We start from the raw sequence: 26,034 nt of genomic DNA on the forward strand, positions 1-26,034 counted from the left end.
GGCCGGTGCGACGCGCCCCGCCGGACCCCGCCCCGGGAGGCGGGCTACCGGCCCCTCCCGGCGGAATCGGCCCTGAGCATCCTCACCCCGAGGACGACCACGCCGACGGCCAGGGCGACGACCACGCCCCAGATCAGCAGGCCGACCACCACGGAGAGCAGCCAGAAGAAGGCGAGCACCACCGCCACGCCGGCGGCGACCCTGAACAGAAGTCGTCCCATGGGCCGAAGGATACGCGGGCCGCACCCGGACAAGAGCGCGGCCCCGCCCTCGCCGCGACCGCGCGGCCGATCCGCTAGCCGACGCGGACCGCCCCGGAGAAGACGCCGTCCCAGTACGCGGCCAGCGAGACCTCCTCCAGCGGCTTGGAGGGGTTGGAGCCGTGGATCATCATCCCGTTGCCGGAGTAGATCCCCACATGGCTGGGGGCGGACTCGCTGTAGAAGAACAGCAGGTCCCCCGGCTGGACCTCGTCGCGCGAGACGCGCGTGCCCGCGTTCACCTGGTCGTAGGTGGTACGGGGCAGGCTCACGCCCGCCTGGGCCCACGCCGCCTGGACCAGGCCCGAGCAGTCGTAGCCGTCGGGCCCGGTGCCGCCCCACACGTAGGGCTTGCCGATCTGCGCGCGGGCGAAGTCCAGTACCGCCTGGACGTCCCCGGACACCGCGCCGGCGTCCCCTCCGGTGGCGGCCGCGCCCGCGGCGCCGGCCGTCGGGTCCACCCCGCCCAGGCTCTCCAGCACCACGGCCTGCTCCTCCAGGGCCGCCTCGCCCTCCTCCTGGGCCGACTCGGCCTCGGACAGGGCCTGCGCGGCCCCCTCCTCGGCCGCCGCGGCCTGCTCGCGCAGCTCCTCGGCGCGCTCCACCTCCACGACGTAGTCCGCCAGGACCACCTCCTGCCCCTCGGAGAGGAAGTTGAGGTCGGCCACGTTCTGCAGCGCCGCGTCGGGGGAGCTGTCGAACAGCACCGTGAAGAGGCTGTGCGTGGACTCGGTGTAGGCGACCCGGGCGATCCCGGCGACCTGGCCGGACATGGCGTCCAGGTCCTCCTGCGCCTCGGCCAGCCGGGCGTCGATGTCCTCCAGCTCGGTCCGGGCGCTGGAGTGGTCCTCCTCCGCCTGGTTGAAGGCCTCGTTCAGCACCGAGAGCTCCTCCTGGAGCTCCTCGTAGCGCTGCTGCGCCTCCTCCGCGGTGGGTTCGGCCAGTGCCGGGGCCGAGGAGAGGGCGAGCGCGCCGAGGGCGACGAAACCGACCGTCGCGCCGCGGCGCCTTCCACGCGAACCGGGTTCGGGGTTGCGAGTCAAGGGATCGACTGCCTTTCTCCCACACCCGTCTACCAGCGCAGGGCATCCCGCGGACACACCTGTGGCAGGCGTGCGGGGATGAGCGGTAGGGGGTCCCGGTACGCGGCGGGAAGGCCGCGGGAGGTGTGCCGGGCGTGCTGCGGTGGCCCCCGCCCTCGGGAAGAGAGCTGCTGACGGGCGGGGTGCGACGGAAACCGGACGCCGTCACCCTGATGGTGACCAAGCGGTGCGTTCCGACCTGAGGGAACACTAATTCACGACAAGGGCGAAACGCGACCCTTTCGTTACCTCGCCTTGGGCAACCCCCTGACCTGCGAGGCCGCGCCGACCGAGCGGAAATCCCGACGGCTCCCGCGAAGCGGGCACACAGCATCCCCGCTCCGAACACACCAAAACCAGGTCAACCACCCCCGAAAAAGAGACGTGTATCACGAGAACCGGGGGAAGGGGCGGGGTCCTCCCCCGCCCCCGACGAACATCACAGGTGGCGCTGCCACCAGTCCAGGACCGCCTCGAAACGCGCGACCCGGTGGCTGGGCAGCCCCGACCTCGACAACTCGTGCCCCTCACCCGGGAACAACAGCATCTCCGCCTCGTGCCCGCGCAGCTTGAGCGCCACGAACAGGCGCTGCGCCTGTTCCACCGGACACCGCCAGTCCTCCTCGGAGTGGATGATCAGGAACGGCACCCCGATCCGGTCGGCATAGGTGAGCGGACTCTCCTTCGCCCACACCTCCGGCGGACCGTACAGCGGCCGCGGGAAGAACGAACCGATGTCGGAGGAGCCGTGGAAGCTCTCGATCGCGTTCACCGCCCGCTCGCTGATCGCCGCACGGAAGCGCCCGCCGTGGTGCGCCGCGATCCACGTCGTCATGAAGCCGCCGTGCGAACCGCCCATGACGCCCACCCGCGAGGAGTCCAGCCGCCCGTCCTCCAGGGCCGCGTCCAGGAACGCCATCACATCGGCCGCGCTCACCTCGCCCACCGCGCCGATGATCGCCCGGCCGTGCTCGTCCCCGTACCCCGAGGACCCGCGCGGGTTGCACAACACCACCGCGTACCCCGCCGCCGCGTACACCTGGGTCTCGTCGAACAGCTGGTGGCCGTAGGGCGCGAACGGGCCACCGTGGATCATCAGCACCACCGGGTGCGGCCCCTCGCCCTCGGGAAGGGTGACCCACCCGTGCACCGGGTACCCGTCGGGCGCGTGCGCCGTCAGCTCGGCCATCGGGAGCGGGGCCGGCCCCCGGGCGAACCCCGTGAGCCGCCTGACACCGTCCCCGGACACCACCACCAGCTCACCGCTGGAACGCCCGTCGGCCACCACCGCGACCGTCACACCGCCCGCGCTGTCGAACGACTGGACCTGGACCTTGTCGCCCACCAGGACCCGCGGCACGCCGCCCCCGAAGGGCACCAGCACCAGATCGACCGCGCCCCGGTTCTCGGCCAGGCCCAACACCCCGTCCGCCACCACCAGCAGGGGACCCGTCATCCGCGGCCCCTCCCCCGGTGTCAGGCGCGTCGGCACCGCCGAGGCGTCCGCCGGGACCGACCACACCCCGGTCGTGCGCCCCACGAAGTCGTCCAGGTCCGGGCCGATCTCGTCACCGCTGAAGAACACCGTCGAACCGTCCCCGGAGAACCGGCCGCCCCAGGCGTCCAGGTCCCCCGCGGTCACACGGCGGGGCCGCGCCCCCTCCTCCGGCGCGCACGCCCACACGTCCTGCACCAGGTCGGTGTCGCGCGTCTCGTGCCGCGAGGCGGCGAACAGCAGCTCGGAGCCGTCGGGCCGCCACGCCACGTCGGCGTGCTCGAAGTCGCCCCCGGTCACCCGGACCGGCTCCCCCACCTCACCCGAGGCGTCCACCGGCGCGGACACGAACACGTGCGAGCGGCGGTCGTTGGTGAACCCCAGGCCGTCCAACCGGTACTTGACCTGCGTGATGCGCCGGGGCGGCTCCTTGCCCGGCTCCACGCCCACGTACCGGCCCGGCTCGGGGACCCTGGCGGTGTAGGCGAGGCGGCTGGAGTCCGGACTCCAGCGCGGCGCCCCGGCCCCCAGGGGGTGCGACGTGATCTTCCAGGGCTCGCCGCCGTCGGCGGGCAGCACGTGGATCTGGGCGCGCTCGTCCTCGTCGGGCCGCAGGAAGGCGATCCAGCGCCCGTCGGGGGAGAACACCGGGCCGCTGTCCCTGGCGCCCCGGGTGAGGCGGGCTGGCGGGGCCGACCCGTCCGTGGGGACCGACCACAGGGAACCGAGGTAGGCGTCCTCCTCCAGGTCCGGTCGGGTCACGGCGAAGACCGCGCGCCGCCCGTCCGGCGACAGGGTCGGAGCGCTGAGGCTGTGCAGGTGGACGATGTCAGCAGGTTTCATACACGGATGGCCGTCCCGGCGCGGGGGCGCCGCGACCGCCCCCTCCTTATCCCTTTGCGGGGCGCCGTCGTCCGGAGCCTCCGCGTACCAGGTACGGCGCGACCACATCGGGGCACGACCGCTCGAACACGGGATGCGCTCCGGTCAGGAGACCACCCCAGGGGGACCCTATCCACGCCCGTAGCCGGAAATCCAGGCACTTTCCCGGCTCACCCGCGACAACCGCCGCCGACGGCCCCGCGTCCGGGCCCCGGGCCCGGACGCACCGCCCGGCCTACCCCCCGCCCCGGAAGAACCCCGCCAGGGCGCGGGCCACCAGCTCCGGACGCCCCCCGTTGTCCGCCGCCAGGTGGCCCACCCCGCGCAGCTCCACCCGGCAAGCCCGGGGAAGCACGCGCTCCAGCGCGTCCAGGGCCTCCCCGCCCGGCCCTGTGAGGACCGCCTCGGCCGCGGGCGTCAGCGGAAGGCGCGCTCTCCCGGCCGGGAGAGCAGCGGGCGCGGCACGAGGGCGGTCCCGCCCCCGCCGGGCCCGCACCCCGCCCCTCACGGCGAACGAACCACCGGCACCCCGGTCCGGCTCCGCACCGCGCTGTCGGTCTCCAACCGCACACACACCCACCGCCCCTCCACCCGCCGCGCCCTGAACGCGAACACCCGCGACCGCCGGGCACAGCCGATCACCGCACTCGCCTCCACCTCGGGAGCACCCGACCCGCCCGCGTCCGCCCTCTGGTGGAACACCCTCCCCAACCGGGGCGCCAACCCGCACGGGATCGCCCCCCGCAGCCGGCGCAGCTCCTCACGGACCGGAACCGCCAACTGGTCCCGCAGCACCTCCGGCGCACGGCGGCCCACCAGCACCTCCGCCAACCGCTGGGCCAGCAGATACACCTCACCCGGCGTCCGGTGGCCCGCGAGCAGCGGACCGGCAGCGCACCGGCCCGCCTCCGCCCCGGCGAGCGGGGCCCGGGCCGGGGTCCGCGCCGGACGCGGACGCCCGCCCGGCACCCGGGCCCCGGACGAGGGCTGGTGCGGCGCCGGCCGCCGACCCGCCGCCGCGGACCGGCGGTGCGGCCCCGGGGAGCGACGGGCGGCCGGGGCCCCCGCCTCCCGCGCAACCCCCGACCCGGCGGAGGAACCGGACACGGGCGCCACCGGCGCGCCCTCCCCGGGACGGCCGTCCGGCGCCGGACGGCCCGGCCCCCCGCGACCCGGGAGGGACTCCGGACCCCGGGCCCCGTCGCAGGCCGGCCCACCAGACCGGCCCCGACGGGCGGAGGGGCCGCGGTGGACCGCAGGGCCGGGACGGCACGCGGGCAACGGGCAGCGGTGACGTGGAGGGGTGGTCGACATGAACGGGTCCCTTCGACGAGGATGACGTCCGCCTACACCCCTCCACAGAGCACGCCGCACACCGCCCGCCCCACCGGGCATTCCAGGTTTTCCGGATTTTCGGGCACCCCACGGCGACGGGCGCACCGCACCGCACAACCGGCATACTGCAAGGCGTGACTCACGCGTACCTCTCCTCCCCCGTACCCGTGGCCCTCGCCCACCGGGGCGGATGGCTCACCGACGACCAGGGCGTGCGCAGCACCGAGCTGGAGAACACGGCGGCGGCCTTCCAACACGCCGTCGACCTCGGATACACGTACCTGGAGACGGACGTCCACGCCACCGCCGACGGCGTCCTCATGGCCTTCCACGACCCGACACTGGACCGCGCCACCGACAGGACCGGCGCCATCGGCGACCTGCCCTTCGGCGAGGTCGCCCGCGCACGCGTGGGCGGACGCGAACCCGTACCGCTCATGGAGGACCTCCTCGGCTCCTGGCCCGACGCGCGGTTCAACATCGACCTCAAGGCCGACGCCGCCGTCCTCCCCCTCATCCGGGTCCTGCGCCGCACCCGCGCCTGGGACCGGGTGTGCGTGGGCTCCTTCGACCAGAGGCGCCTGGACCTGGCCCGGCGCCTCTTCGACCACCCCGTGGCCACCTCCTGCGGACCCGCCGACGTGGTCCGCCTGCGCATCGCCTCCCTCTCCCCCCTGCTGCGCCCCCTGGCCGGCCGCACCCCCGTGTGCGCCCAGATCCCCCTGTGGCAGGGCGGCTTCCCCGTGCTCAGCCGCGACCTCATCCACACCGCCCACCGCCTGGGCATGCAGGTGCACGTGTGGACCGTCAACGACCCCCGGGTGATGGAACGCCTGCTCGACGCGGGCGTGGACGGCATCGTCACCGACAACACCACCGCGCTGCGGCGGATCCTCCTCCGCCGGGGCCAGTGGACGGACCGCCCCACCGGCCCCGGCACAACCCTCCAGAACGGATGACCCCCATGGGCGACCCCACGGAGGCGGCGGCGGACAACGCCCCCTCCAGCGACCCGGTCCAGCGCAGGCGCGAACAGCGCGGCTGGTACCTCTACGACTGGGCCAACTCGGTGTTCATCACCTCGGTGGTCACCGTCCTCATCGGCCCCTACCTGAGCAACCTGGCCTGCGTGTCGGCCGGCGCCCCCGACGCCGCGTCCTGCCTGGACCCGTCGCTGACCGTCGCCCCGCTCGGGACCGAGCTCCTCACCCTCCACCCCAACGCGCTCTACCCCGCGCTGACCACGGTCGCGATCCTGCTCCAGATCGTCTGCCTGCCCGTCCTGGGGGCGATGGTCGACCAGTCCCGCCACAAGAAGCGGTGGCTGTTCTGGCTGGCCCTCACCGGGTCGCTGTCCACCCTCGGGCTGTACTTCGCCGACGACGGCTACATGCTGGCCTCGCTCCTGTTCGTGCTGGCGAACCTGCTGTACGGCCTCTCGATCGTGGTGTACAACGCGTTCCTGCCCGAGATCTCCACCTCCGACGAGCGCGACCGGGTGTCGGTGACCGGCTGGGGCATCGGCTACCTGGGGGGCGCGCTCCTGCTGGCCGCCCACCTGGGCCTCGTGGTCGGCGCGGACTCCCTGGGGATCGGCGCGGACGACGCGGCGCGCATCGCGTTCGCCTCCTGCGGCATCTGGTGGGCGGGCTTCACCGTCCTGGCGGTCAAACCGCTGCGCGACAGGTTCGGCGCGATGGCGGCGCGCGGACGCGGCCGCCCCCGGGTGGGACGGTCGGTGCGCGAGTTCGGGCACACGCTCAAGGACATGCGCAGGTACCCGAACACCATCCTGTTCCTGCTGGCCTTCATTTTCTTCAACGACGGCGTGCAGGCGGCGATCCGCTACGCGGCGCCGTTCGCGACACAGGACCTCGGGCTGCAGCAGGACATCCTCATCGTCACGATCCTGGTCATCCAGTTCGTGGCGTTCGGCGGCGCGTTCCTGACCGGGTGGATCTCCCGTTTCCTGGGGACGAAGAACACCGTGCTGGCCTCGCTGGTGGCCTGGGGCGCCCTCGTGGCGGCCGCGTACTTCCTGCCGGTGGGGAACGTGCCCCTGTTCATCGCCATGGGTGTGGGCATCGGCCTGGTGCTGGGCGGGACGCAGTCCCTGGCGAGGTCGATGTACTCCCAGCTCATCCCGAAGGGCAAGGAGGCGGAGTACTTCAGCCTCTTCCAGATCTCGGACCGGGGGTCCACGTTCCTGGGGTCGCTGACCGTGACGATCGCGGTGTCCCTGACCGGCGGCTACCGGGTGGCGATCCTGTCGCTCATCGCGTTCTTCCTCCTCGGAGGGGTGCTGCTGTGGCGGACGCGCATGCGCGAGGGGATCGTCGCGGTGGGCAACGAGGTCCCGAAGAACCTGTGATCCCCGACGACGGACCCCGGCGAGCAGCCGGGGTCCGTCTGCGTCGTGAAGAACAGCCACCTTTACGACGTAGATTCATCCTGTCGCCCCGACCCCGGCGCGGGGCGTCAGGGGGAGAGGGTCATGAGGGCGGTGGAGCCGTCCACGGCGACCAGGGTGACGGTGAAGCCGTTCATGACGAAGGTGGGGGGCCGGCCGCCGTCCGGCGGCGGGAGGTGCCCCGAGAGCTCGATCCCGGGGCCGAAACCGCTCATGCCCAACCCCTCCCCGTCGACCGCGTCGACCACGAACCGGGCCACCCCGTGGGTTCCGTCCATCGCGAACTCGTCGCCCGCCTCCACCAGGACCTCGCACTCGGCGTCGGCGCAGGCCTCCAGATCGGTGCCGTCGGCCGCCTCCGGCAGGTCCGGGCCCGCGGGCCCGGCGGAGGGCCCGGCGGAGGGTTCGGCGGCGTCCGCCGAGGGGGTCGCGCCGGCCCCTGCCGGATCCTGGCCGGACGGCTCGGCGGAGCAGCCGGCGAGCAGGGCCGCCGCGGCCAACGCGGCGGTGAGGGCGGGAAGGGGGTGCGGAAGGGGGCCGGTCATGGTGCCTCGTCCGTGGTCCGGTCGTGCGGGGAGGTGGAGGACCGGGCGACACAGGCCCCGTCACCGAGGGTCCCGGTCCGGTCACGGGTCACCCTACTCCCCGGCCCCGCGCCCGCGGGGGTCCTCGCCGGAAACGCCGGGCCACACTTGGGCGACGGCGCACGGACCCCTGGAGCCGCGATTCCCGTGTGACCCTGGCCACAACCGGACAGCGCCATCGTGCCGGAAGCGGGTAGACCACGTGGATGAGCGACCTCGCATTCTTCAAGTCCAGCCACTCCCTCGAACGGGGGGAATGTGTGGAGGTGGCCTTCCGCACGACCCCGCGGCACCCCGGGGACGGTGCCCGCGCGACGGCCGCGGGCCCTCCCGTCGGCGCCGCCCTCCGCGACTCCGGGCACCCCGGCCGGGGGCGCCTGGACGTCCCGCGCCGGGAGTGGGCGGTCTTCCTCGGCACGGCGAGGCTGTGACCGTGGGGAGCACAGCCGTGTACCTGGTGGTCCTCGCCATGCTCGTCGCACTGGTCGTGTCCCTGGCGAGCCCCTCCCCGCGGTCGGGGGAGGACGCGGCGGGACCGCACGGATCCGGCGGCGACGGCGGCGGGGCGGGCGACGGAGGCGGCTGACGCGCCGGGGCCCCGAGGGAGCGTCCGCGCCCGTGCCGCCCCCGGCCCGCTCCGCGTCCCCCGTGCCCGGGCTGTCGGCGGTCACGGGGATACTGGGCCCACGGGCAACGGGGGAACGCGGGAGGTGCTGTGCGGGTCGTGCACGGCGTGTGGGTCGGGGACGCGCTGGCGGTCTGGGCGGAGGCGGACGCCCCGTCCCGGGAGGGCCGCGGGGGAACGGGGGCCGGGTCACCGCGCCCGCACCCGTTCGCCGCGGGAACCGCCGAGCTGCGCACCCTTCCCGGCACCGGGTCGGCCTCACCGCTGGTCCTCGGGCTCACCCTCCCCGGCGACACCTCCGCCCCCTCCCCCTCCACGGCGGCCGACGGGGAGCCTGCGGCCTTCCACCCCTGGCGGGTGCCCGCGCTCCGCCTGCCGCCCGCCGGGGCCGAGGCCTTCCTGGCCGCCGCTCCCCCGGTACCGGCCGGCCCCTCCCTCCGCCACCTGGCGGCCGTCCGGGAGTTCGCCGAACAGCTCGTCACCACGGGCTGCGTCCTTCCCGACCTGGTCGGGGACCCGCCCCGGGCGCGGTGGCGCCCCGCGCCCGTGGACTGGGCGGAGGAGCACCTGGCCGCCCTCACGGCCGCCCTCCCGCCCTCCGCCCGCGCCCACATGCCCGGCGAGTCACCGGACCGCGCCGCCCGCTCCTGCGTGCTCGCCCCCCTCGAACTCCTCACGGACGCCGTCGCCCGGCGGCTGGCCGCCCGGCCCCGCCGCGCCACCGGGCCGGACGACGGCACGGCCACCCCCGGGCAGCGCCTCGCCGCCGCCCTCACCGGAACGCGGGACGCCGTGGACGCCGGAACCGCCGACCGCCTGCGCGGCCCCCTCCGGGACTGGCGCTCCCGGCTGCGCGGCGCGGGACGCGCCACCCTCCTCCTCGTCCTGCGCGAACCCGGGCGGGGCGGCCCCTGGACGGTCGAGTTCTGGGTCCGCTCGGTCTCCGACCCCGGGTTGCGCCTGCCCCTGGAGCAGGTCTGGCTGGGCGAGGGCGCCGCCTGGCTCCCCGCCGACGTGGGCGCCACCGCCCTCGCCGACCTCGACCGAGCCGCCCGCCACTACCCCCGGCTGCGGCGCGCGCTGCGCGACCTGGCCCCCGCCCGCCTGATGCTCACCACCGAGGACGCGCAGGAGTTCGTGTCCTCGGCCGCGCCCCGCCTGACGGCCGCGGGGTTCGCGGTGGTGCTGCCCGAGTGGAGCGGCCACCGGGGGATCGGCCTGCGCGTGAAGGTGGAGGAGACCGGGCCCGCGCGGCGCCGCGGCGGGGGCGGGGTGGGCCCCTCCGACCTGGTCTCCGTGTCCTTCGAGGCGCTCCTGCGCGGAACGGGGGCGGACGGGGGCGACGCCGAGCCCCTGACCGGGGAGGAGCTGGCCGAGCTCGCGGAGCTGGCCCGTCTCAAGCGCTCCCTGGTGCGCGTGCGGGGCCGGTGGATGGAGATGGACCCCGAGCGGGTCTCCGCCGCCCTGGACCTGGTCACCCGCCGCGGCGGCCACCGCATGCGCACCGACGAGGCGCTGCGCACGGCCCTCGGCGTGGCGGGGACCGCGCCCCTCCCCGTGGGCGACGTGGTCGCGGACGGACCCCTGGGCGCCCTGCTGGACGGCGGGGCCGAGGCGGAACCCCGCCCCATGGGCACCCCGGCCGGCTTCCGGGCCTCGCTGCGCCCCTACCAGGACCGGGGCGCGGCCTGGCTGCGCTTCCTGGGCGAGCTCGGCCTGGGCGCGGTCCTGGCCGACGACATGGGCCTGGGCAAGACCGTGCAGCTGCTGGCCCTGCTCGCCGACGAACGCCTCCGCGACCCCGCGCCCGGCCCCACCCTGCTGGTGTGCCCGGTGTCGCTGGTGGGCAACTGGAGGCGGGAGGCGGAGAGGTTCGCGCCCGACCTGCGGGTGCACGTCCACCACGGCCCCGACCGGCCGTCCGGCAACGCGCTCGCCCGCCTGGTGGGCGGCTGCGACCTGGTGGTGACCACCTACGGCGTGGTCACCCGGGACGCGCAGGAGCTCTCCGGCATGCCCTGGCACCGGATCGTGTGCGACGAGGCCCAGGCGCTCAAGAACCACGGGACCCGCCAGGCCGCGGCGGTGCGCTCGCTGCCCGCGGCCACGCGTGTGGCGCTCACCGGCACGCCGGTGGAGAACAACCTCGGCGAGCTGTGGTCGGTCATGGACTTCGCCAACCCCGGCCTGCTGGGGTCGGCCGCCGCGTTCGAGCGGGCCGTCACCGGCGAGGACGGACCCGACACAGGCCTGGTGCGCCGGATGACCGGACCGTTCGTGCTGCGCCGCCTCAAGACCGACCGGTCGATCATCGCCGACCTGCCCGAGAAGATGGAGATGCGCACCTGGTGCACGCTCACCCCGGAGCAGGCCTCGCTGTACAAGGCCGTGGTCGACGAGATGGCCGAGCGGATGGCGGAGGCCACGGAGAAGGAGCGCAGGGGCCTGGTCCTGGCGACCATGTCGCGGCTCAAGCAGATCTGCAACCACCCGGCCCAGTTCCTCGGGGACGGTTCGGCCCTGGCGGGCCGCTCCGGCAAGCTCGACCGCCTGGAGTCGATCCTGGGCGAGGCGGCGGCCGAGGGCGACAAGGCGCTCTGCTTCACCCAGTACGCGCGGTTCGGCGACCGGTTGGAGCCCTACCTGCGCTCGCGCCTGGGGGTGCCGGTCCTGTGGCTGCACGGCGGCACACCGCGCGCCGAGCGGGAGGAGATGACCCGGCGCTTCCAGTCCATGGAGGGGCCCGCGGTGTTCCTGCTCTCGCTCAAGGCGGCCGGGACGGGGCTGAACCTCACGGCGGCCAACCACGTGGTGCACCTGGACCGCTGGTGGAACCCCGCCGTCGAGAACCAGGCCACCGACCGGGCGTTCCGCATCGGGCAGCGCCGGGACGTGCAGGTGCGCAAGATGGTGTGCGTGGGAACGGTCGAGGAGCGGGTGGACGAGATGATCGAGCGCAAGAGCGCGCTCGCGGACAGCGCGGTCGCGACCGGCGAGCAGTGGCTGGCGTCCCTGTCGGTGGAGGACCTGCGCGAGGTGGTCCGGCTGTCCCCGGAGGCGGTGGCCGGATGAGCGCCTGGTCGGAGCTGTTGTCGGAGTCGCTGGGGGTGCCGGCCGGGGCCGCCTCGGCGGTGGAGCGGTTGTCGGTGCGTCCCGGGGAGGTCGCGGGGCGGGTGCGCGCCGGGGGCGGCCGCGGGAGCGTGCACGAGGTGAGCCTGATCCGCCCGGTGCCGCCCGAGCCGGAGCGGGAGCGCGTGTGCGCCGCACTGGCCTCCCAGCCGGTGTTCCGGGCCAGGATCCTGGCGGAGGAGCTGCCCGTGGCGGCGGACCGCGTGTTCGCCCTGCTGGGGTGGGACCTGGTCCCCCGGAGCTGGGACGCGCTGGTGGCGACGTGCTCGTGCGAGGCGTGGGAGTCCAGGTGCGCCCACCTGGACGCGGTCGCGGCGGCCCTGGGCGCGGAGGCCGACCGGGACCCGTTCGCGCTGACCCGGTGGCTGGGGCTCGACCGCCGCGCCCTGGTGGCCCGGGTCAGGACGCTCTCCCCCGCCGCCGCGCAGGGGCCTCCGGCGCCGGAGGAGGCCGTGTCCGGCGGCGGCGCGGAAGCGCCGCAGGACGTCCGCGGCGGGGCCGGGCGGCCCTCGCGCCCCGCCCCGCCGGACGCCGCGGCGACCTCGGCCGCCGTGTTCTGGTCCGCGCCCGCGATCCCGGCCCCGCCGGCCCCGCCGGGCGGCACGGGCGAGCGCGTCAGGGCCTCCGCCCCGGGGCTCGTGGCGGACGAGCTGCCCGGGTTGGGCCGTCCCGGGGCATGAGGCGCGGCGGGCCGGTGCGCTCTTTCCTCTTTCTACGGAAAACGCCGGTGCGCTCGGACGAACGCGGCTACGATTCGCCTGAAGATCGCTGCACGGCCCTTCCGCCGCAGGGCGGCCCCTCGCGCCGAGGGGTCCGGGGCCGTGCGCAGACCGGCGATCGGCGCGCACGCGCGCGGGCAGTAGCGAGGGAGGTGACCGATGGCGGCCCTGGTCCGCTCCGGGCCCACGTTCGATCCCGGACCGCTCTCCCGGCTCCGGTCCCCGCTCGCCTCCGCATCCCGGGACTCCCGCGCGCCCTCCGCACCGCGGGACCGGACCACCGCCTCCGCACCCCGGAGCGGCCCCGTCCCGCACAACGGCCGGAGCGGCGACACCCCGGAAGCCTTCCGGCGGCATCCCCTCGCCGCACCCGGTCCGGCGCACCCCTCCCGGAGCACCGGCGGCTCCCCACCCGGAGCCCCGCGCTCCACGACGGCGTCCCCGCCCCGGGGACCCGCCACCGCTGTGTCGGTCCGCACCGGCGGGCCGACGGGTACGCGAACACGACGAAGAAGGAGGCAGGGGCTCCCTCGGCCCGGTCCGCGGACCGGGTACAGCCCCAGACATCTGATGGCCGATCGCTTCCCCCCCGACATCGACATGGAAACCCCCAGCATCGCGCGTATGTACGACTACCTGCTGGGCGGCAAGGACAACTTCGAGGCGGACCGGAAGGCCTGCGAAGTGCTCGCCGCGGGCACGCCCGAACTCGTCTCCTTCGCGAACGACAACCGCGCCTACCTCTCCAGGGCCGTCGAGTACGTGGCGGCCCAGGGCGTGGAGCAGTTCCTCGACCTGGGAGCGGGGCTCCCCACCGCCAACAACACCCACCACGCGGCGCAGCGCGCCAACCCCCGGGCCCGGGTGGTCTACGTCGACCACGACCCGATCGTGCTCGCGCACGGCCGGGCGCTGATCAACGACAGCGCGGAGACGGCCTTCCTGCTCGCGGACATCAGGGAGACGGACCGGGTCCTCGGCGCTCCCGAGACCCGGCGGCTGATCGACACCGACCTGCCGGTGTGCGTGATGCTGGTGTCCCTGCTGCACTGCCTGCCGGACCAGGACGACCCGTTCGGCATGGTGCACAGGCTGACGGAGCGGCTGGCCCCGGGATCCTGCGTCATCTTCTCCCACATCGTCTCCGACGACCCCGCGTCGGGTGCGTGGATGACCGACCAGATCCTCTCCTTCGGAACGCCGTGGGGACGCGTGCGCAGCCCGGAGGAGGCCTCGGCGGTCTTCCGGGGCCTCGAACTGGCCAGCCCGTGGACCGACGGGCGCGAGGACGGCGGGCCCCGGGCCGTGGACTGCGCCTCCTGGCGCCACCCCGACGTGCCCCCCCGGTTCCGTCCCGAGGACCCCGGGGTGAAGCTGTGGGAGCTGTCGGGGGTGGCGTTCAAGCGCTGACCCCGGCCGCTCCTTCCCGCGGCGCGGTCGGCGGGGACCGCGTCCGCGCCGCGGGAGGGCGCTCAGGAGTCCTCGGCCAGGACCTCCTGGGCGATGGCGAAGGCCCTGTTCGCGGCGGGCACGCCGCAGTAGACCGCCGCCTGGAGGAACACCTCGCCGATCTCGTCGGGGGTCAGCCCGTTGCGCAGCGCGGCGCGGACGTGCATGGCGACCTCCTCCCAGTGGCCGTGGGCGACGAGGGCGGTCAGCACCATGCAGCTGCGGGTGCGGCGGTCCAGCCCGGGGCGGGTCCAGACCTCGCCCCACGCGTAGCGGGTGATCAGGTCCTGGAACGGCTCGGTGAAGCCGGTCGTGCGCGCGCCGGCCCGGTCGACGTGGGCGTCGCCCAGCACGCTCCGGCGCACCCGCATACCGGCCGCGTGGCGGTCGGCGGACGCGAAGTGCTGGGTGAGGAGTGTGTTCACCTTGGCGGCCTGCTGCCAGGACAGCAGGTGCGCGGCGTCGTCCAGCACCGTCAGGCGGGCGTGCGGGACGCGCTCGGCGATGAGTTCGGCGTTGCCCGCGGGCGGGGTGGAGGGGTCGTCGGCGCCCGCGACGACCAGCGTCGGGGCGTTGATGCGGTGGAGCTCCTCGCGCAGGTCGTAGGTCTCGATCGCACCGCAGCAGCCCGCGTACCCCTCGGCGGGGGTGGCGGCGATCTGCTCGCGCAGCCCGGCGGCGTCGCGGGGGTGGGCGCCGAGGAAGCCGGGGGTGAACCAGCGCTCCACCACGGAGTCGGCCACGGCGCCGGTGCCCTCGGCGCGCACCAGGGCGGCCCGCTCGCGCCAGTTCCGGGCCGGTCCCATGTAGGGGGAGGTGGCGAGCAGGGCGAGGCGGTCGATCCGCTCGGGGCGGTGGACCGCCAGCCACTGCCCGACCATGCCGCCGATGGACAGTCCGGCGTAGTGGGCGCTGCCGATGCCCAGCCGGTCCATGAGGGCCACGACGTCCCCGCCCAGGTCCGCCATCGTGTACGGGCCGTCGGGGACCGGTGAGCGGCCGTGGCCGCGGTGGTCGAAGCGGATCACCCGGAAGACCGTGGACAGTGCCTCGACCTGCGGCTCCCACATGTCCACGGTGGCGCCGAGGGATCCCCCGAGCAGCAGCGGCGGCGCGTCGGCCGGTCCGCTCTCGACGTGGTGCAGGTCAACGCCCATGGGTGCGCCCTCCGTTGTTCTCACGATCCGTGTCCTCGGGCCCCGGCCGCGGGTCGTGGCCGGGTGTCTCCGCGGGCCCGTGCGCCCGTGGTGTGCCGCCGGGGGCCGGCGCCGCGTGCGCCTCGGGCCCACCCGTCCCCGTACCCGTCCCGGGGGCCCGGGAGACACACGGGCCCCCTGGGACCCCGCCCCCGTCCGGCTCCGGGCCGGGCCCCGGGGCCGTGGCGGCTCCCCGGCCCGTCCGCCCCCCGGTGACCCGGTCGGTGAACACCGCCGCCGCCCCCAGGTAGCCGGAGGGGTCCAGGAGTTCGAGGACGCGCTCCCGGGTGCGGACCCCGTCGAGGCGGGCGGTGAGGACGTCGGCCAGGTCCCTGCCGGAGTCCGCCGACTCGCGGCAGGCGTCGGCGACGAGGTGGTGGGCCTCCGTCCGGCCGAGTTCGGGGGCCAGGTCGGTGGTGACCCGTTCGGAGAGCGCCAGACCCCCCGTGAGGCCGAGGTTGGCGCGCATCCGCCCGGGGACGACCCTCAGCCTGGAGGCGCTGGTCCGCAGCCAGGCCACGGCCCCGCCGGTACGGCGGAACAGGTCGGTGAGGGGCAGCCATTCCGCGTGCCAGCCGCCCGCGGCGCGCTGGTGCTCCTGGATCTGGGCGGCGAGGAGGTTGGCGACGAGTCCCGGGGCCTGGCGGGCGCAGGCCAGGGCGCTGACGGCGGCGACGGGGTTGCGCTTGTGCGGAAGGGTGGAGGACCCTCCGACGCCGGGGCCCCCGTCCTCGACCAGTTCGCCCACCTCGGTCTGGGCGAGCAGGACGACGTCCTGGGCCGCGGTGCCCGCGGCGCCGCAGATCCGGCCCAGGGCCGAGGCGAGTTCGGCGATCCGTCCCCGTTCGGTGTGCCAGGGCAGGACGGGGTCGGCCAGGTCCAGGCGCGCGGCCAGGGCCGCGGTGACCCCGGGGCCGTCCTCGCCCAGGGAGGCCAGGGTGCCGACGGCGCCGCCGAGCTGGACGGCCAGGCGGCCGGTGAGCACGCGGTCGAGCTGGTCGGCGGCCTCGGCCAGACCGTTGGCCCATCCGGCGGCGACCGCCCCGAAGGTCGTGGGCAGGGCCTGCTGGAGCAGGGTGCGCCCGGCCATGGGCGTGTCGCGGTGCGCGGCGGCGAGGTCGCGCAGCTCGTCGGCGAGTCCGCGCAGGTCGGCCAGGAGCGCTCCGCCCGCGCGCCGGGCGACCAGCATGGCGGCGGTGTCCAGGACGTCCTGGCTGGTGGCGCCCCGGTGCACGTGGCGGGCCGCGTCGGGGTCCAGGGCGCGGACGCGGCCGGTGAGCTCCTCGACCAGGGGGATGACGGGGTTGCCGCCGCCCGCGGCGGCGCGCCCCAGGGCGGCCGGGTCGTAGCGGTCGGCGGCGCAGGCGGCGGCGATGCTCTCCGCCCGGTCCCTTGCGAGGCGCCCGGTGTCGGCGAGGGCGTGCGCGAGGGCCGCCTCCACGTCGAGGAGCGCCTGGAGCCAGGCGGTGTCGCCGGTGGCCCCGGCCACGGGACCGCGGTCGAGGACACCGTCGAACAGGCCGGTCATGGGGGTTCCTCGCTAGACGTCGAAGAAGACGGTCTCGCCGTCCCCCTGGATGCGGATGTCGAAACGGTAGCCGTCCGGCGCCGCCCCCGCGACGAGGGTGGCGCGCGCGTCGGGGTCGCCGATGCTGTTCAGCACCGGGTCGGCGGCGTTGGCGGCCTCCTCCTCGGGAAAGTACAGGCGGGTGACGACCCTGTGCAGCATGCCGCGCGCGAACAGGGACACGTCGATGTGGGGGGCCTGGTCCCCGTGGGGGCCCGGCACGGTCCCGGGTTTGAGGGTGAGGATGCCGTAGCCGCCGTCGGCGCCGGTGGGACAGCGCCCGAAGGCGCGGAAGCCGGGGTGGGACCGTGCCCCGCGCGGGTCGTCCGGGTGGTCGAACCGGCCCTGGGGGTCGGCCTGCCAGGTCTCCACGAGGGCGTCGGTGACGGGCTCTCCGGCCCCGTCGTAGACGGTGCCGCGGATCCACACCGCGCCCGGGGCGCCCTCGGCGACGGCGTAGGGGCCGTCGGGCCAGGGCAGGCCGATGTGGAGGTAGGGGCCGACCGTCTGGGCGGGGGTGGTGGGGTGGGTGCTCACTCGTCGTCCTCCAGGATCTCCTCGTCGGACTCGAACGGGGTCTGCTCGCGGCCGCGCAGCACGATGTCCCAGCGGTAGGCCAGGGCCCACTCCGGCCGGGTGGCGTCGTGGTCGTACCGGGCGAGCATGCGCTCGCGGGCCCGGGGGTCGGGTACGGAGTTCCACATCGGGTCCTGGAAGAACAGCGGGTCGTCGGGGAAGTACATCTGGGTGACGAGGCGCTGCGTGAAGGCCCGGCCGAAGAGGGAGAAGTGGATGTGGGCGGGCCGCCACGCGTTGCGGTGGTTGCGCCACGGGTAGGCGCCGGGCCGGACGGTGACGAACCGGTAGCGGCCCTCGGCGTCGGTCATGGCGCGGCCGACCCCGGTGAAGTGGGGGTCCAGGGGTGCGGGCCAGTTGTCGCCGGTGTGGCGGTAGCGGCCCGCGGCGTTGGCCTGCCAGACCTCCACCAGGGTGTGGGGCACGGCCGCTCCGCCGCTGTCGCGCACCTGCCCGTGCACGATGATGCGCTGTCCCTGGGGCTCCCCGTCGTGCCCGCGGGTCAGGTCGTGGTCGTGCTCGCCGACGCGGTCCTCGCCCAGGACGGGCGCGGTGATCTCGGTGAGCGTGTGCGGGAGCAGGGTGGGCGGGCGCCGGGGGTGGCGCAGCGCGGTGCTCCGGTACCCGGGGTGGTCCAGCGGGGGGTGGGTGTCGTGGTCCCGGACGTAGCCGGGGACGTACAGCCCGGACGGCGCGGACGCCGCGTCGGGTGCGGTGGGCATGGGGGGTCGTCCCTTCGTTCGTGCGGCTCCGGCTCCCTGCGGTCCGCGTTGGGCGGGGCGGCCCCGGCGGGCGGGGGCGCCCCCCGGGACCTGTGGTGGGGTGGCCTACTCGGCGTGCAGGACGACGGCGAGGCCCTGGCCGACGCCGATGCACAGCGCCGCCAGCCCCCAGCCCCCGCCGCGCCTGCGCAGCTCGTGGGCGAGCGAGCCGAGGACACGGGCGCCGGAGGCGCCCAGCGGGTGCCCGATGGCGATGGCGCCGCCGTTGGGGTTGACGATGTCGGGGTCCAGGCCCCGCCAGCTGCGGACGCAGGCCAGGGCCTGGGCGGCGAAGGCCTCGTTGAGCTCGACGGCGGCCAGGTCCCCCCAGCCGATCCCCGCGCGTTCGAGTGCGGTCTCGGCCGCGCGGACCGGGCCGATGCCGAACACGTCGGGGTCGACCCCGGCGGCGCCGCGCCCGGCGATGCGGGCGAGGGGTTCCAGGCCGGCGGCGTCGGCGGCGGCGCGGTCGCCGAGCAGCAGGGCGGCGGCTCCGTCGTTGAGGGGGGAGGCGTTCCCGGCGGTGATGGTGCCCTCGGCGCGGAAGGCGGGTCGGAGGCCGGCGAGCTTGTCGGGGGAACCCTCGCGGATGCACTCGTCCCGGTCCAGGTGCGCGTCCCCGACCTGGACGATCTCGCCGTCGAAGACCCCGTCCGCCCAGGCGCGGGCCGCCTTGGCGTGGCTGGCGAGGGCGAAGGCGTCCTGGTCCGCCCGGGTGACGCCGTGCTGCTCGGCCAGGCCCTCGGTGGCCTCGCCCAGGGAGACGGTCCACCTCCCGGGCATGCGCGGGTTGACCATGCGCCATCCCAGGGTGGTGGAGTGCAGGGTGGCGTCGCCGGCGGGGTGGCCCTCGGCGGGTTTGGGCAGGACCCAGGGGGCGCGGCTCATGGACTCCACTCCCCCGGCCACGACGAGGGAGGCGTCCCCGGTCTGGATGGCGCGGGAGGCCTGGACGGCGGCCTCCATGCCGGAACCGCAGAGGCGGTTGACGGTGACCCCGGGGACGGAGGTGGGCAGTCCGGCCAGGAGGGACGCCATGCGGGCGACGTTGCGGTTCTCCTCGCCGGCGCCGTTGGCGTTGCCGAGGACGACCTCGTCGACGTCGGCGGGGTCGAGGCCGGGCGCGCGTCGCACGAGCGAGCCGACGACGTGGGCGGCCAGGTCGTCGGGGCGTACGCCGGAGAGCGCGCCGCCGTACCTGCCGAAGGGTGTGCGGACGGCGTCGAGCACGTAGACGTCGGTCACCGCGGGCCTCCTGGGGGTGGTGCGGCCGGGTCGGGCCCGGCCGCGGGCGAGATGGAACCTAACACTGTTAGGTAACTGTAGGGCGGCGCCTCCGCCGCCCCCTCAGGCGGCCCCCGTCAAGGAGCGCAGCACCGAGAGCTCTGCGTCGGTGGGCTCGGGGGTGACCTCCAGCCCCTCGGCCACCGCGAGGTCCCATCCGGTCGCCGCCCGGACCTCGTCCGCCGCCACGCCCGGGTGCACGCCGGTCAGGACGAGCTCGCGCGTGCGGGGGTCGGGTTCGAGGACGCCGAGGTCGGTGATCACCCGCACCGGGCCGGCGCCGCGCAGGCCGAGCCGCTCGCGGTCGCCGGGACCGGAGCCGTGGCCGACCGAGGTGACGAAGTCGACCCGCTCCACGAAGGCCCGCCGGCTGTGCCGCATGACCACGACCACCTCGCGGCAGGACGCGGCGATCTCGGGCGCCCCGCCCGCCCCCGGCAGGCGCACCCGCGGGTCGGCGTAGTCGCCGATGACGGTCGTGTTGATGTTGGCGTACCGGTCGAGCTGGGCGGCGCCGAGGAAGCCGACGTCGATCCTCCCGGCCTGGAGCCAGTAGTTGAAGACCTCCGGGACCGGGACCACCGTGTCGGCGGCGTCGGCGAGGCTCCCGTCGCCGATGGACAGCGGCAGGCGGTCGGGGACCGTGCCCAGCGTCCCGGACTCGTAGATCATCCACAGGCCGGGGGCGTGGGTGCGGCGGGCCAGGTTGGCGGCGGTGCTGGGCAGGCCGATCCCGACGAAGCACGACATGCCGTCGCACAGCGAGCGGGACGCGGTGACGGTCATGATCTCGTCGGAGGTCCAGGCCACGGTGGTCACAGGCCCCTCCCGGCGGGCTCGGGGGCGGCCGGACCGGCGGGGGGCGGCGCGGTCGCGGTGAGTTCGGCGAGCCAGGCGGTGAAGGCCCCGCGGTCGCGGCCGATCGCGTCCCAGGCGCGGTAGGCCTCGTTGTCGCGCTCGTAGTAGCCGTGGGCGTAGGAGGGCGCGGCTCCGCCCGCGGCGACGCTGACCCGGTCGAGGACCCGCGCGGGCAGGACGACCTGGCCCGGAACGGGGTCGAGGGCGTCGACGACCTCCTCCACGGTGACCAGGACCCGTTCGGCCGCCAGTGCGGCCTCCTTCTGGACGCCGGTGATGCCCCACAGCTGCACGTTGCCGTCGCGGTCGGCGCGCTGGGCGTGCACGACCGTGACGTCGGGGTTGATCGCGGGGACGGCGGCGAGCTCCTGCCCGCTGAAGGGGCAGGTGATGGTCCTGATGTTGGGGTTGTTCCCGATCAGGTCGGTGCCGGCGTAGCCGCGCAGGATGGCGAAGGGCAGACCGGAGGCCCCCGCGACGTAGCGGTTGGCCATGCCGGCGTGGCTGTGCTCCTCGATCTCCAGCGGGACGGGCCAGCCGTGGGTGACGGCGTCGCGGAAGCGGTGCAGCGAGCCCACGCCGGGGTTTCCGCCCCAGGAGAAGACGAGCTTGCGCGCGCATCCGGCGCCGATGAGCTGGTCGTAGACGATGTCCGGGGTCATGCGGACCAGGGTCAGGTCGCGCAGGCCCTGGCGGATGATCTCGTGCCCCGCCGCCACGGGGATGAGATGGGTGAACCCCTCCAGGGCGACGGTGTCGCCGTCGTGGACGAGTTCGCGTACCGCCTCGTCCAGGGGCACGATCATGGAGAACCTCCCGTTCGTATAGCGAATGGATGTTCTCACAGCGAACACCTTGGGTACGAAGGTAGCGCCGATCCCCGACAGGGTCAAGATGCCGACACGGACGACCACACCTGTTCGGTATGAGAACATTTCTGGGGACGCCCGTCCCCAGGCCCACACCCGAACCAGGAAGACCACATGCCCGACGAAGAAGAACCGGCCCGCGGCGCCCACTTCGTGCAGTCCCTGGAACGCGGCCTGACGGTCGTCCGCGCCTTCTCCGCGGAGCGGCCGTCGATGACCCTCAGCGAGGTCGCGCGGGAGACCGACCTGACCCGCGCCGCCGCCCGCCGCTTCCTGCTGACCCTGGCCGACCTGGGGTACGTGCGCACCGACGGGCGCCTGTTCTCCCTCACCCCCCGCGTGCTCGACCTCGGCTACGCCTACGTGGCCTCGGCCGGCCTGCCGGACGTGTCCCAGCCCCACCTGGAGGACCTCTCGGCCCGGGTGCACGAGTCCGCCTCCGTGTCGGTGCTGGAGGGCGACGACGTGCTGTACGTGGCGCGCGTGGCGACCTCCCGGATCATGGCGGTCGCCATCACCGTGGGCACGCGGTTCCCCGCCTCGGCCACCTCGATGGGGCGGGTGCTGCTGGCCGGGCGCGACGAGCGCGACCTGGAGGCCTACCTGGGCCGCGTGGAGCTCCGGCCCCTGACCCGGTTCACCATCACCGACCCGGACGAGCTGCGCGCCGAGCTGCGGCGGGTGCGCGAGCAGGGGTACTCGATCGTGGACCAGGAGCTGGAGGAGGGGCTGCGCTCACTGGCCGCCCCCGTCCGCGACGCGGAGGGGCGGGTGATCGCGGCCGCGAACGTGTCGGCGCACGCCAACCGCTCCTCGATCGAGGACGTGCGCCGCGACCTGCTGCCCGCCCTGCTGGAGACGGCCTCGCGCATCGAGTCCGACCTCGCCTCCGTGTCGCGCCGCGGCTCCGGCCGCTGAGGCCGTGCCGCGCGGCCTTCCCCGAAACGGAGGCGGACGGCGCGGCACGGGAGGCGGGAGACGGGCGGCGCGGCGGGATGACGCCCGACCGGCGGACCCCGGCCCCTGCCGCGCCCGGAGCGGCCGCACCGAGCCCCCGCCGCCCTACAGCGCGCCTTCGCGGTCGTCGGCGCGGGCCCGGTGGCGGCGCACGGCGTCCCTGTTGCCGCAGGCGGGCGAGCAGTACCGCTGGCGCCCGTTGCGGGAGAAGTCGGCGTAGACGCGTGCGCAGCCACGGGCCGCGCACCGGCCGAGGCGGTCCATGCCCCGACCGGTCAGGTGCAGGGCGGTGCCGACCGAGACCAGCGCCGCCACCTGGCGGTGGGCGGGCAGCACGTCGGGCCGGTAGTGCAGGTGCCATCCGGTGCCGGCGTGGTCGGTCAGGCGCGGGGCGGAGGAGTACTCCGCGAGCAGGGCGTTCAGACGCGCGGCGCGGGTCGGGCGGTCGGAGCTGTCGACCACCCCCTCCCACAGGCCCAGGAACTCCCGGACGGCCTCGACGTCGTCCTCGCCGACCGCCCGCGCGAGGACGAACCCCACCTCGGCGCAGCGCCGCTCCAGATCCTCCGCGCCCGTCGGCGGGCGGTTGACCAGGTCCACCGCGAGCGACAGCGGCCCCTGGCCGTAAGGGTTGAGATGCATAATGCCATTACATCAGACTGGGGGCCATGGGTACACGGCACGAACACCTCTGGTCCACCGAGTCCGACCACCCCACCAGCGAGGGCGTCGTCAGCTATCAGCGCTGCGTCTGCGGTGAACGGCGGGTGACGCTGCTCCCGGCCGTCCGCATCGTCCAGGCGCGGGCGGTCCCCTCCGGGGGCCGGTCCGACCGCTGACGGCTCCTCCGGGCCCCGGCGACCCGAGCGGGACCGGGGGACCGGGGCCGCGGGGATCCCCTGTCCGGGGCGCCGACCTCGCCCCTCGTGTTCCGCCGCCGCACCGGGTGCGGGGAGCGCAGCCCGGTCGGGGACGGCCGCTTCGTGTCCGGCCCCCTCCGGCCCCTCCGGCGCCCTGGGGACTCCCCCCGGCACCGTGGCGCCTTGCGGCGCTCCCCTCCGGCTGAGATCCTGCCCGCGACACCGCCGGGAGCGCGCGTCCGGGCACACCGCGACCGCGCCACGGCAGAGGCCTTCGGGCCAGGACGCGACCGCGGCCCCAGCGCCGCCCGGAAGGGACACCGTGACCGACGTGCACGCCACACCAGACATCGCAGAGCGGTCGGGGACCTTCGCCCTCGGCGGAGACCTCCCCGTCCACCGGCTGGGCTTCGGTGCGATGCGGATCGTCGGCGAGGGGGTGTGGGGGCCGCCCCGCGACCGCGACGAGGCGCTGGCCGTCCTGCGGCGCGCGGTCGAACTCGGCATCACCTTCATCGACACGGCCGACTCCTACGGCCCCCAGATCAGCGAGCAGCTGATCCGGGAGGCCCTGCGCCCCTACCCCGACGACCTGGTCATCGGCACCAAGGCGGGGTTCGCGCGCACCGGTCCCGGCCGGTGGCACGTGCTGGGGCGGCCCGAGTACCTCAAGCAGCAGGTGGAGCTGAGCCTGCGCAGCCTGGGCCTGGAGCGGATCGACCTGCTCCAGCTCCACCGGATCGACCCCGGGGTGCCGCTCGCCGACCAGCTCGGTGCGCTGGTCGAACTGCGCGAGGAGGGCAAGATCCGGCACATCGGCCTGAGCGAGGTGACGGTCGACGAACTGTCGGCCGCCCGCGCGATCACCCCGGTGGCGTCGGTGCAGAACCAGTACGCGCCGTCCTTCCGACAGTCGGAGGACGTCCTGGAGCAGTGCGAGAAGGACGGGACCGCGTTCCTGCCGTGGGCCCCGGTGGGGCGCGGTGAGCTGGCCGGCCCGGAGTCGCCCCTGGCGGCGGTCGCCGCCGAGCACGGTGTCACACCGGTCCAGCTGTCCCTGGCGTGGCTGCTGCACCGCTCGCCGGTGATGCTGCCGATCCCGGGCACGTCGCGGGTGGCGCACCTGGAGGAGAACACGGCGGCCGCGGCAGTGCGCCTGTCGGAGGAGGAGACCGAGCGGATCGACCAGCTCCTGGGCGCCTGAGCCCGCTCGCCGGACGGCGTGGGAGGCCGCGCGCGTGCGGCCCGCCGGCAGACCCGGCCGGCCGCACGCGACCCCCTCCGTCAGCCGGGACGCAGGCGGAAGACCTGGAGGCGCATGTCGTAGTACTTCTCGGTCTCGCCCACCCACTCCATGCCCAGGCGGCGGGCGACGGCGATGGCCCGTTCGTTGCGCGGACGCGCGACGGCGAACACCTCCTCGATCCCCTGCTCGAACGCCCAGGCGATGACGGCCCGGCTCGCCTCCGTGGCGTAGCCGCGGCCCCACACGTCCGGGCGCAGCGCCCAGCTCAGCTCGAAGTCCTCCTCGAAGGGCGGAAGCAGCTTGAGCGACAGTCCACCCACCAGCTGCCCGTCCTGTCGCCGGACGATCGCCCAGCGGCCCGCGGGCGGGATGAGGTTGGGTCCGGCCTCGATCCAGGCGTGCAGGACCGAGCGCATCGCGTCGGTCTCGTTCACCGGATGCCACTCCGGCGTCAGCCAGTGCGCGACCTCGTCGGCCCCGTAGATCTTCAGGGCCTCCTCGGCGTCGCCCAGCTCCCACTCCCGGATGAGGAGTCGGTCGGTTGGCAGCTCAAGGCTCATACCACAACCGTAACCCGGGACCAACGACCACGACAGGGGGGCGGGGGAAGAGTCTGCATCCCCTGAGCCGGCGCGCCTGCGGGGCGACCCGCCGACCCCTCGGGGTGGTACCGGGACCCGATCGTCACGACCCCTTTACACGGAGTTCACCGTTGCCTATCGTGGTGCGCCACGACTGGGAGCGCTCCCAACTACCCCTGTCCCCCGCTCGCACGAGGAGTAGTCACGATGATTCGCAGATCAGCGGCCCTGGGGGCCGTCGGCGCCCTGGCCCTCGGCACACTGCTGTCCGGCGGCGCCGCGCCGGTCGGGGCCGCGGCGGCGTCCGGCGCCGACGCGGCGCGGACCGCCGCCCAGGACGCGCCCTTCTACGTCAACCCCGACACCGGTGCGGCGAACTGGGTCGCCGACAACCCGGGCGACCCCCGCGCCTCCGTCATCGGCGAGCGCATCGCCGGGGTGGCCCAGGCGACCTGGTTCACCCGCTACAACCCCGACACCGTCGAGTCCGAGGTGGCCGCCCTGACCGGCGCCGCCCAGGACGCCGGCGCCGTGCCGATCATCGTGGTCTACAACGTCCCCGGACGCGACTGCGGCAACCACAGCGGGGGCGGTGCGCCCGACCACGCCTCGTACAGGGCCTGGATCGACGCGTTCGCCGCCGGGCTCGACGACCGCCCCGCGACGATCGTCGTGGAGCCCGACGCCCTCTCCCTCATGGGCTCCTGCGAGGGCCAGCCGCCGGCGGAGGTCATGGACTCGCTGGCGTACGCGGGGCGGACCCTCAAGGAGGGCTCCTCCGAGGCCCGCGTGTACATCGACTCCGGCCACTCCGCGTGGCACTCCCCCGCGGAGGTCGCCGAACTGCTGCACGGCGTGGACGTCGCCGAGAGCGCGGACGGCATCGCCGTCAACACCTCCAACTACCGCACCACCGCGGACGAGGTCGCGTACGCCGAGGCGATCATCGGCGCCACCGGCCTGGACGGGCTCGGGGCGGTCGTGGACACCAGCCGCAACGGCAACGGCCCGGCGCCCGGCGACGAGTGGTGCGACCCGGCCGGACGCGCCCTGGGAACGCCCAGCACGACCGACACCGGCAACCCGCTCATCGACGCCTTCCTGTGGGTGAAGCTCCCCGGCGAGGCCGACGGCTGCGCCGGACCCGCCGGTTCCTTCATCCCCGAGCTCGCCTACGAGATGGCCGTGAACGCCGGGGGCTGACCGGCCCGGGACCCGGACCCGCGGCCCGCAGGGGCACGGAACGGGTCGCCCCCTCCCGTCTCCGTTGCGATACTGGCGCTCCGGACCCCGCCCGTGTGGCGGGGTC

Annotated in this window: 25 protein-coding genes; 11 read left to right on the plus strand and 14 right to left on the minus strand. The window is 75.2% G+C overall.

Annotation, left to right across the window (positions count from 1 at the left end; translation table 11 throughout):
• Positions 1–44 precede the first annotated feature (44 nt).
• The 4 genes from ACWGL3_RS18740 to ACWGL3_RS18755 all read right to left on the minus strand — a co-directional run bounded on the left by ACWGL3_RS18740 (position 45) and on the right by ACWGL3_RS18755 (position 4,571).
• Positions 45–221, minus strand: a complete 177-nt coding sequence (locus tag ACWGL3_RS18740) for a hypothetical protein (protein WP_267949902.1) — start codon at positions 219–221, stop codon at positions 45–47.
• Positions 222–295: 74 nt separating this feature from the next.
• A complete protein-coding gene (locus tag ACWGL3_RS18745; RefSeq protein WP_267949901.1) occupies positions 296–1,303 on the minus strand; it encodes a C40 family peptidase in 1,008 nt (335 codons plus the stop codon).
• Positions 1,304–1,781: 478 nt separating this feature from the next.
• Positions 1,782–3,680: a S9 family peptidase gene (locus ACWGL3_RS18750; RefSeq protein WP_452461606.1), complete on the minus strand. Its 1,899-nt coding sequence runs from the start codon at positions 3,678–3,680 to the stop codon at positions 1,782–1,784.
• A 543-nt stretch (positions 3,681–4,223) separates the two neighbouring features.
• On the minus strand, positions 4,224–4,571 hold the full coding sequence (locus ACWGL3_RS18755) for an Rv3235 family protein (protein WP_452461607.1): 348 nt from the start codon (positions 4,569–4,571) through the stop codon (positions 4,224–4,226).
• 617 nt (positions 4,572–5,188) lie between these two features.
• On the opposite strand from ACWGL3_RS18755, the gene ACWGL3_RS18760 reads away from it, so the two are divergent.
• Complete coding sequence (locus ACWGL3_RS18760; protein WP_267949898.1) at positions 5,189–6,013, plus strand: glycerophosphodiester phosphodiesterase; 825 nt, start codon at positions 5,189–5,191, stop codon at positions 6,011–6,013.
• Between the two features lie 5 nt (positions 6,014–6,018).
• Positions 6,019–7,425 carry an MFS transporter gene (locus ACWGL3_RS18765; protein WP_267949897.1) on the plus strand — a complete coding sequence of 469 codons (1,407 nt, stop codon included), beginning with the start codon at positions 6,019–6,021 and terminating at the stop codon, positions 7,423–7,425.
• A gap of 107 nt (positions 7,426–7,532) precedes the next feature.
• Here the strand turns inward: ACWGL3_RS18765 and ACWGL3_RS18770 are convergent, their stop codons facing one another.
• Positions 7,533–8,009, minus strand: a complete 477-nt coding sequence (locus ACWGL3_RS18770) for a hypothetical protein (protein WP_452461608.1) — start codon at positions 8,007–8,009, stop codon at positions 7,533–7,535.
• 245 nt (positions 8,010–8,254) lie between these two features.
• Here ACWGL3_RS18770 and ACWGL3_RS18775 point away from each other — a divergent pair, with 245 nt between their 5' ends.
• The 5 genes from ACWGL3_RS18775 to ACWGL3_RS18795 all read left to right on the plus strand — a co-directional run bounded on the left by ACWGL3_RS18775 (position 8,255) and on the right by ACWGL3_RS18795 (position 13,931).
• On the plus strand, positions 8,255–8,479 hold the full coding sequence (locus ACWGL3_RS18775) for a DUF397 domain-containing protein (protein WP_267949895.1): 225 nt from the start codon (positions 8,255–8,257) through the stop codon (positions 8,477–8,479).
• A 2-nt stretch (positions 8,480–8,481) separates the two neighbouring features.
• Positions 8,482–8,634: a hypothetical protein gene (locus tag ACWGL3_RS18780; protein ID WP_267949894.1), complete on the plus strand. Its 153-nt coding sequence runs from the start codon at positions 8,482–8,484 to the stop codon at positions 8,632–8,634.
• Between the two features lie 129 nt (positions 8,635–8,763).
• Entirely contained in the window at positions 8,764–11,745 is a 2,982-nt protein-coding gene (locus tag ACWGL3_RS18785) for a DEAD/DEAH box helicase (protein ID WP_452461609.1), read from the plus strand.
• Positions 11,742–12,482 (plus strand): hypothetical protein, encoded by a 741-nt coding sequence (locus tag ACWGL3_RS18790; RefSeq protein WP_267949892.1) that lies wholly within the window; start codon positions 11,742–11,744, stop codon positions 12,480–12,482. Before ACWGL3_RS18785 ends, ACWGL3_RS18790 begins: the two co-directional genes overlap by 4 nt.
• A gap of 609 nt (positions 12,483–13,091) precedes the next feature.
• Positions 13,092–13,931, plus strand: coding sequence for an SAM-dependent methyltransferase (locus ACWGL3_RS18795; RefSeq protein WP_267949891.1), 840 nt, complete (start codon positions 13,092–13,094; stop codon positions 13,929–13,931).
• A gap of 62 nt (positions 13,932–13,993) precedes the next feature.
• Here the strand turns inward: ACWGL3_RS18795 and pcaDC are convergent, their stop codons facing one another.
• From pcaDC to ACWGL3_RS18830, 7 genes are all read right to left on the minus strand, one after another.
• The gene (gene pcaDC, locus ACWGL3_RS18800; protein ID WP_267949890.1) at positions 13,994–15,127 is read right to left on the minus strand and encodes a bifunctional 3-oxoadipate enol-lactonase/4-carboxymuconolactone decarboxylase PcaDC; all 1,134 of its coding nucleotides are present in this window, start codon (positions 15,125–15,127) and stop codon (positions 13,994–13,996) included.
• Positions 15,117–16,694: a 3-carboxy-cis,cis-muconate cycloisomerase gene (pcaB, locus tag ACWGL3_RS18805; protein WP_267949889.1), complete on the minus strand. Its 1,578-nt coding sequence runs from the start codon at positions 16,692–16,694 to the stop codon at positions 15,117–15,119. The genes pcaDC and pcaB overlap by 11 nt, the downstream gene beginning before the upstream one ends.
• A gap of 12 nt (positions 16,695–16,706) precedes the next feature.
• Positions 16,707–17,270: a protocatechuate 3,4-dioxygenase subunit alpha gene (gene pcaG, locus ACWGL3_RS18810; RefSeq protein ID WP_267949888.1), complete on the minus strand. Its 564-nt coding sequence runs from the start codon at positions 17,268–17,270 to the stop codon at positions 16,707–16,709.
• Positions 17,267–18,031 (minus strand): protocatechuate 3,4-dioxygenase subunit beta, encoded by a 765-nt coding sequence (gene pcaH, locus ACWGL3_RS18815; RefSeq protein ID WP_267949887.1) that lies wholly within the window; start codon positions 18,029–18,031, stop codon positions 17,267–17,269. The genes pcaG and pcaH overlap by 4 nt, the downstream gene beginning before the upstream one ends.
• Before the next feature lie 105 nt (positions 18,032–18,136).
• Positions 18,137–19,315 (minus strand): thiolase family protein, encoded by a 1,179-nt coding sequence (locus ACWGL3_RS18820; RefSeq protein WP_267949886.1) that lies wholly within the window; start codon positions 19,313–19,315, stop codon positions 18,137–18,139.
• A gap of 102 nt (positions 19,316–19,417) precedes the next feature.
• A complete protein-coding gene (locus tag ACWGL3_RS18825; RefSeq protein WP_267949885.1) occupies positions 19,418–20,173 on the minus strand; it encodes a CoA-transferase subunit beta in 756 nt (251 codons plus the stop codon).
• Entirely contained in the window at positions 20,170–21,018 is an 849-nt protein-coding gene (locus ACWGL3_RS18830) for a CoA transferase subunit A (RefSeq protein WP_267949884.1), read from the minus strand. Before ACWGL3_RS18830 ends, ACWGL3_RS18825 begins: the two co-directional genes overlap by 4 nt.
• A gap of 177 nt (positions 21,019–21,195) precedes the next feature.
• Between ACWGL3_RS18830 and ACWGL3_RS18835 the strand changes: the two genes are divergently transcribed.
• Positions 21,196–21,999 (plus strand): IclR family transcriptional regulator domain-containing protein, encoded by an 804-nt coding sequence (locus ACWGL3_RS18835; protein WP_267949883.1) that lies wholly within the window; start codon positions 21,196–21,198, stop codon positions 21,997–21,999.
• A 144-nt stretch (positions 22,000–22,143) separates the two neighbouring features.
• Here the strand turns inward: ACWGL3_RS18835 and ACWGL3_RS18840 are convergent, their stop codons facing one another.
• Positions 22,144–22,680, minus strand: coding sequence for a CGNR zinc finger domain-containing protein (locus ACWGL3_RS18840; RefSeq protein WP_267949882.1), 537 nt, complete (start codon positions 22,678–22,680; stop codon positions 22,144–22,146).
• A 26-nt stretch (positions 22,681–22,706) separates the two neighbouring features.
• Between ACWGL3_RS18840 and ACWGL3_RS18845 the strand changes: the two genes are divergently transcribed.
• Both ACWGL3_RS18845 and ACWGL3_RS18850 read left to right on the plus strand, forming a co-directional pair.
• Positions 22,707–22,877 carry a hypothetical protein gene (locus ACWGL3_RS18845; protein ID WP_267949881.1) on the plus strand — a complete coding sequence of 57 codons (171 nt, stop codon included), beginning with the start codon at positions 22,707–22,709 and terminating at the stop codon, positions 22,875–22,877.
• Positions 22,878–23,220: 343 nt separating this feature from the next.
• Positions 23,221–24,102 (plus strand): aldo/keto reductase, encoded by an 882-nt coding sequence (locus tag ACWGL3_RS18850; protein ID WP_267949880.1) that lies wholly within the window; start codon positions 23,221–23,223, stop codon positions 24,100–24,102.
• 80 nt (positions 24,103–24,182) lie between these two features.
• Here ACWGL3_RS18850 and ACWGL3_RS18855 read toward each other — a convergent pair whose 3' ends face one another.
• On the minus strand, positions 24,183–24,704 hold the full coding sequence (locus ACWGL3_RS18855; protein WP_452461610.1) for a GNAT family N-acetyltransferase: 522 nt from the start codon (positions 24,702–24,704) through the stop codon (positions 24,183–24,185).
• Positions 24,705–24,932: 228 nt separating this feature from the next.
• On the opposite strand from ACWGL3_RS18855, the gene ACWGL3_RS18860 reads away from it, so the two are divergent.
• On the plus strand, positions 24,933–25,928 hold the full coding sequence (locus tag ACWGL3_RS18860) for a glycoside hydrolase family 6 protein (RefSeq protein WP_267949878.1): 996 nt from the start codon (positions 24,933–24,935) through the stop codon (positions 25,926–25,928).
• The last annotated feature ends 106 nt before the right edge of the window (positions 25,929–26,034 follow it).

The sequence above is a fragment of the Nocardiopsis sp. NPDC055824 genome, assembly GCF_053616335.1.

What these genes read in the sequence shown, in the direction of transcription:
- ACWGL3_RS18740 (WP_267949902.1), bottom strand. Translation starts at nt 221, where the DNA reads ATGGGACGACTTCTGTTCAGGGTCGCCGCCGGCGTGGCGGTGGTGCTC.
- ACWGL3_RS18750 (WP_452461606.1), bottom strand. Translation starts at nt 3,680, where the DNA reads ATGAAACCTGCTGACATCGTCCACCTGCACAGCCTCAGCGCTCCGACC.
- ACWGL3_RS18765 (WP_267949897.1), top strand. Translation starts at nt 6,019, where the DNA reads ATGGGCGACCCCACGGAGGCGGCGGCGGACAACGCCCCCTCCAGCGAC.
- ACWGL3_RS18770 (WP_452461608.1), bottom strand. Translation starts at nt 8,009, where the DNA reads ATGACCGGCCCCCTTCCGCACCCCCTTCCCGCCCTCACCGCCGCGTTG.
- ACWGL3_RS18775 (WP_267949895.1), top strand. Translation starts at nt 8,255, where the DNA reads ATGAGCGACCTCGCATTCTTCAAGTCCAGCCACTCCCTCGAACGGGGG.
- ACWGL3_RS18790 (WP_267949892.1), top strand. Translation starts at nt 11,742, where the DNA reads ATGAGCGCCTGGTCGGAGCTGTTGTCGGAGTCGCTGGGGGTGCCGGCC.
- ACWGL3_RS18795 (WP_267949891.1), top strand. Translation starts at nt 13,092, where the DNA reads ATGGCCGATCGCTTCCCCCCCGACATCGACATGGAAACCCCCAGCATC.
- pcaDC (WP_267949890.1), bottom strand. Translation starts at nt 15,127, where the DNA reads ATGGGCGTTGACCTGCACCACGTCGAGAGCGGACCGGCCGACGCGCCG.
- pcaB (WP_267949889.1), bottom strand. Translation starts at nt 16,694, where the DNA reads ATGACCGGCCTGTTCGACGGTGTCCTCGACCGCGGTCCCGTGGCCGGG.
- pcaH (WP_267949887.1), bottom strand. Translation starts at nt 18,031, where the DNA reads ATGCCCACCGCACCCGACGCGGCGTCCGCGCCGTCCGGGCTGTACGTC.
- ACWGL3_RS18830 (WP_267949884.1), bottom strand. Translation starts at nt 21,018, where the DNA reads ATGATCGTGCCCCTGGACGAGGCGGTACGCGAACTCGTCCACGACGGC.
- ACWGL3_RS18835 (WP_267949883.1), top strand. Translation starts at nt 21,196, where the DNA reads ATGCCCGACGAAGAAGAACCGGCCCGCGGCGCCCACTTCGTGCAGTCC.
- ACWGL3_RS18840 (WP_267949882.1), bottom strand. Translation starts at nt 22,680, where the DNA reads ATGCATCTCAACCCTTACGGCCAGGGGCCGCTGTCGCTCGCGGTGGAC.
- ACWGL3_RS18845 (WP_267949881.1), top strand. Translation starts at nt 22,707, where the DNA reads ATGGGTACACGGCACGAACACCTCTGGTCCACCGAGTCCGACCACCCC.
- ACWGL3_RS18855 (WP_452461610.1), bottom strand. Translation starts at nt 24,704, where the DNA reads ATGAGCCTTGAGCTGCCAACCGACCGACTCCTCATCCGGGAGTGGGAG.
- ACWGL3_RS18860 (WP_267949878.1), top strand. Translation starts at nt 24,933, where the DNA reads ATGATTCGCAGATCAGCGGCCCTGGGGGCCGTCGGCGCCCTGGCCCTC.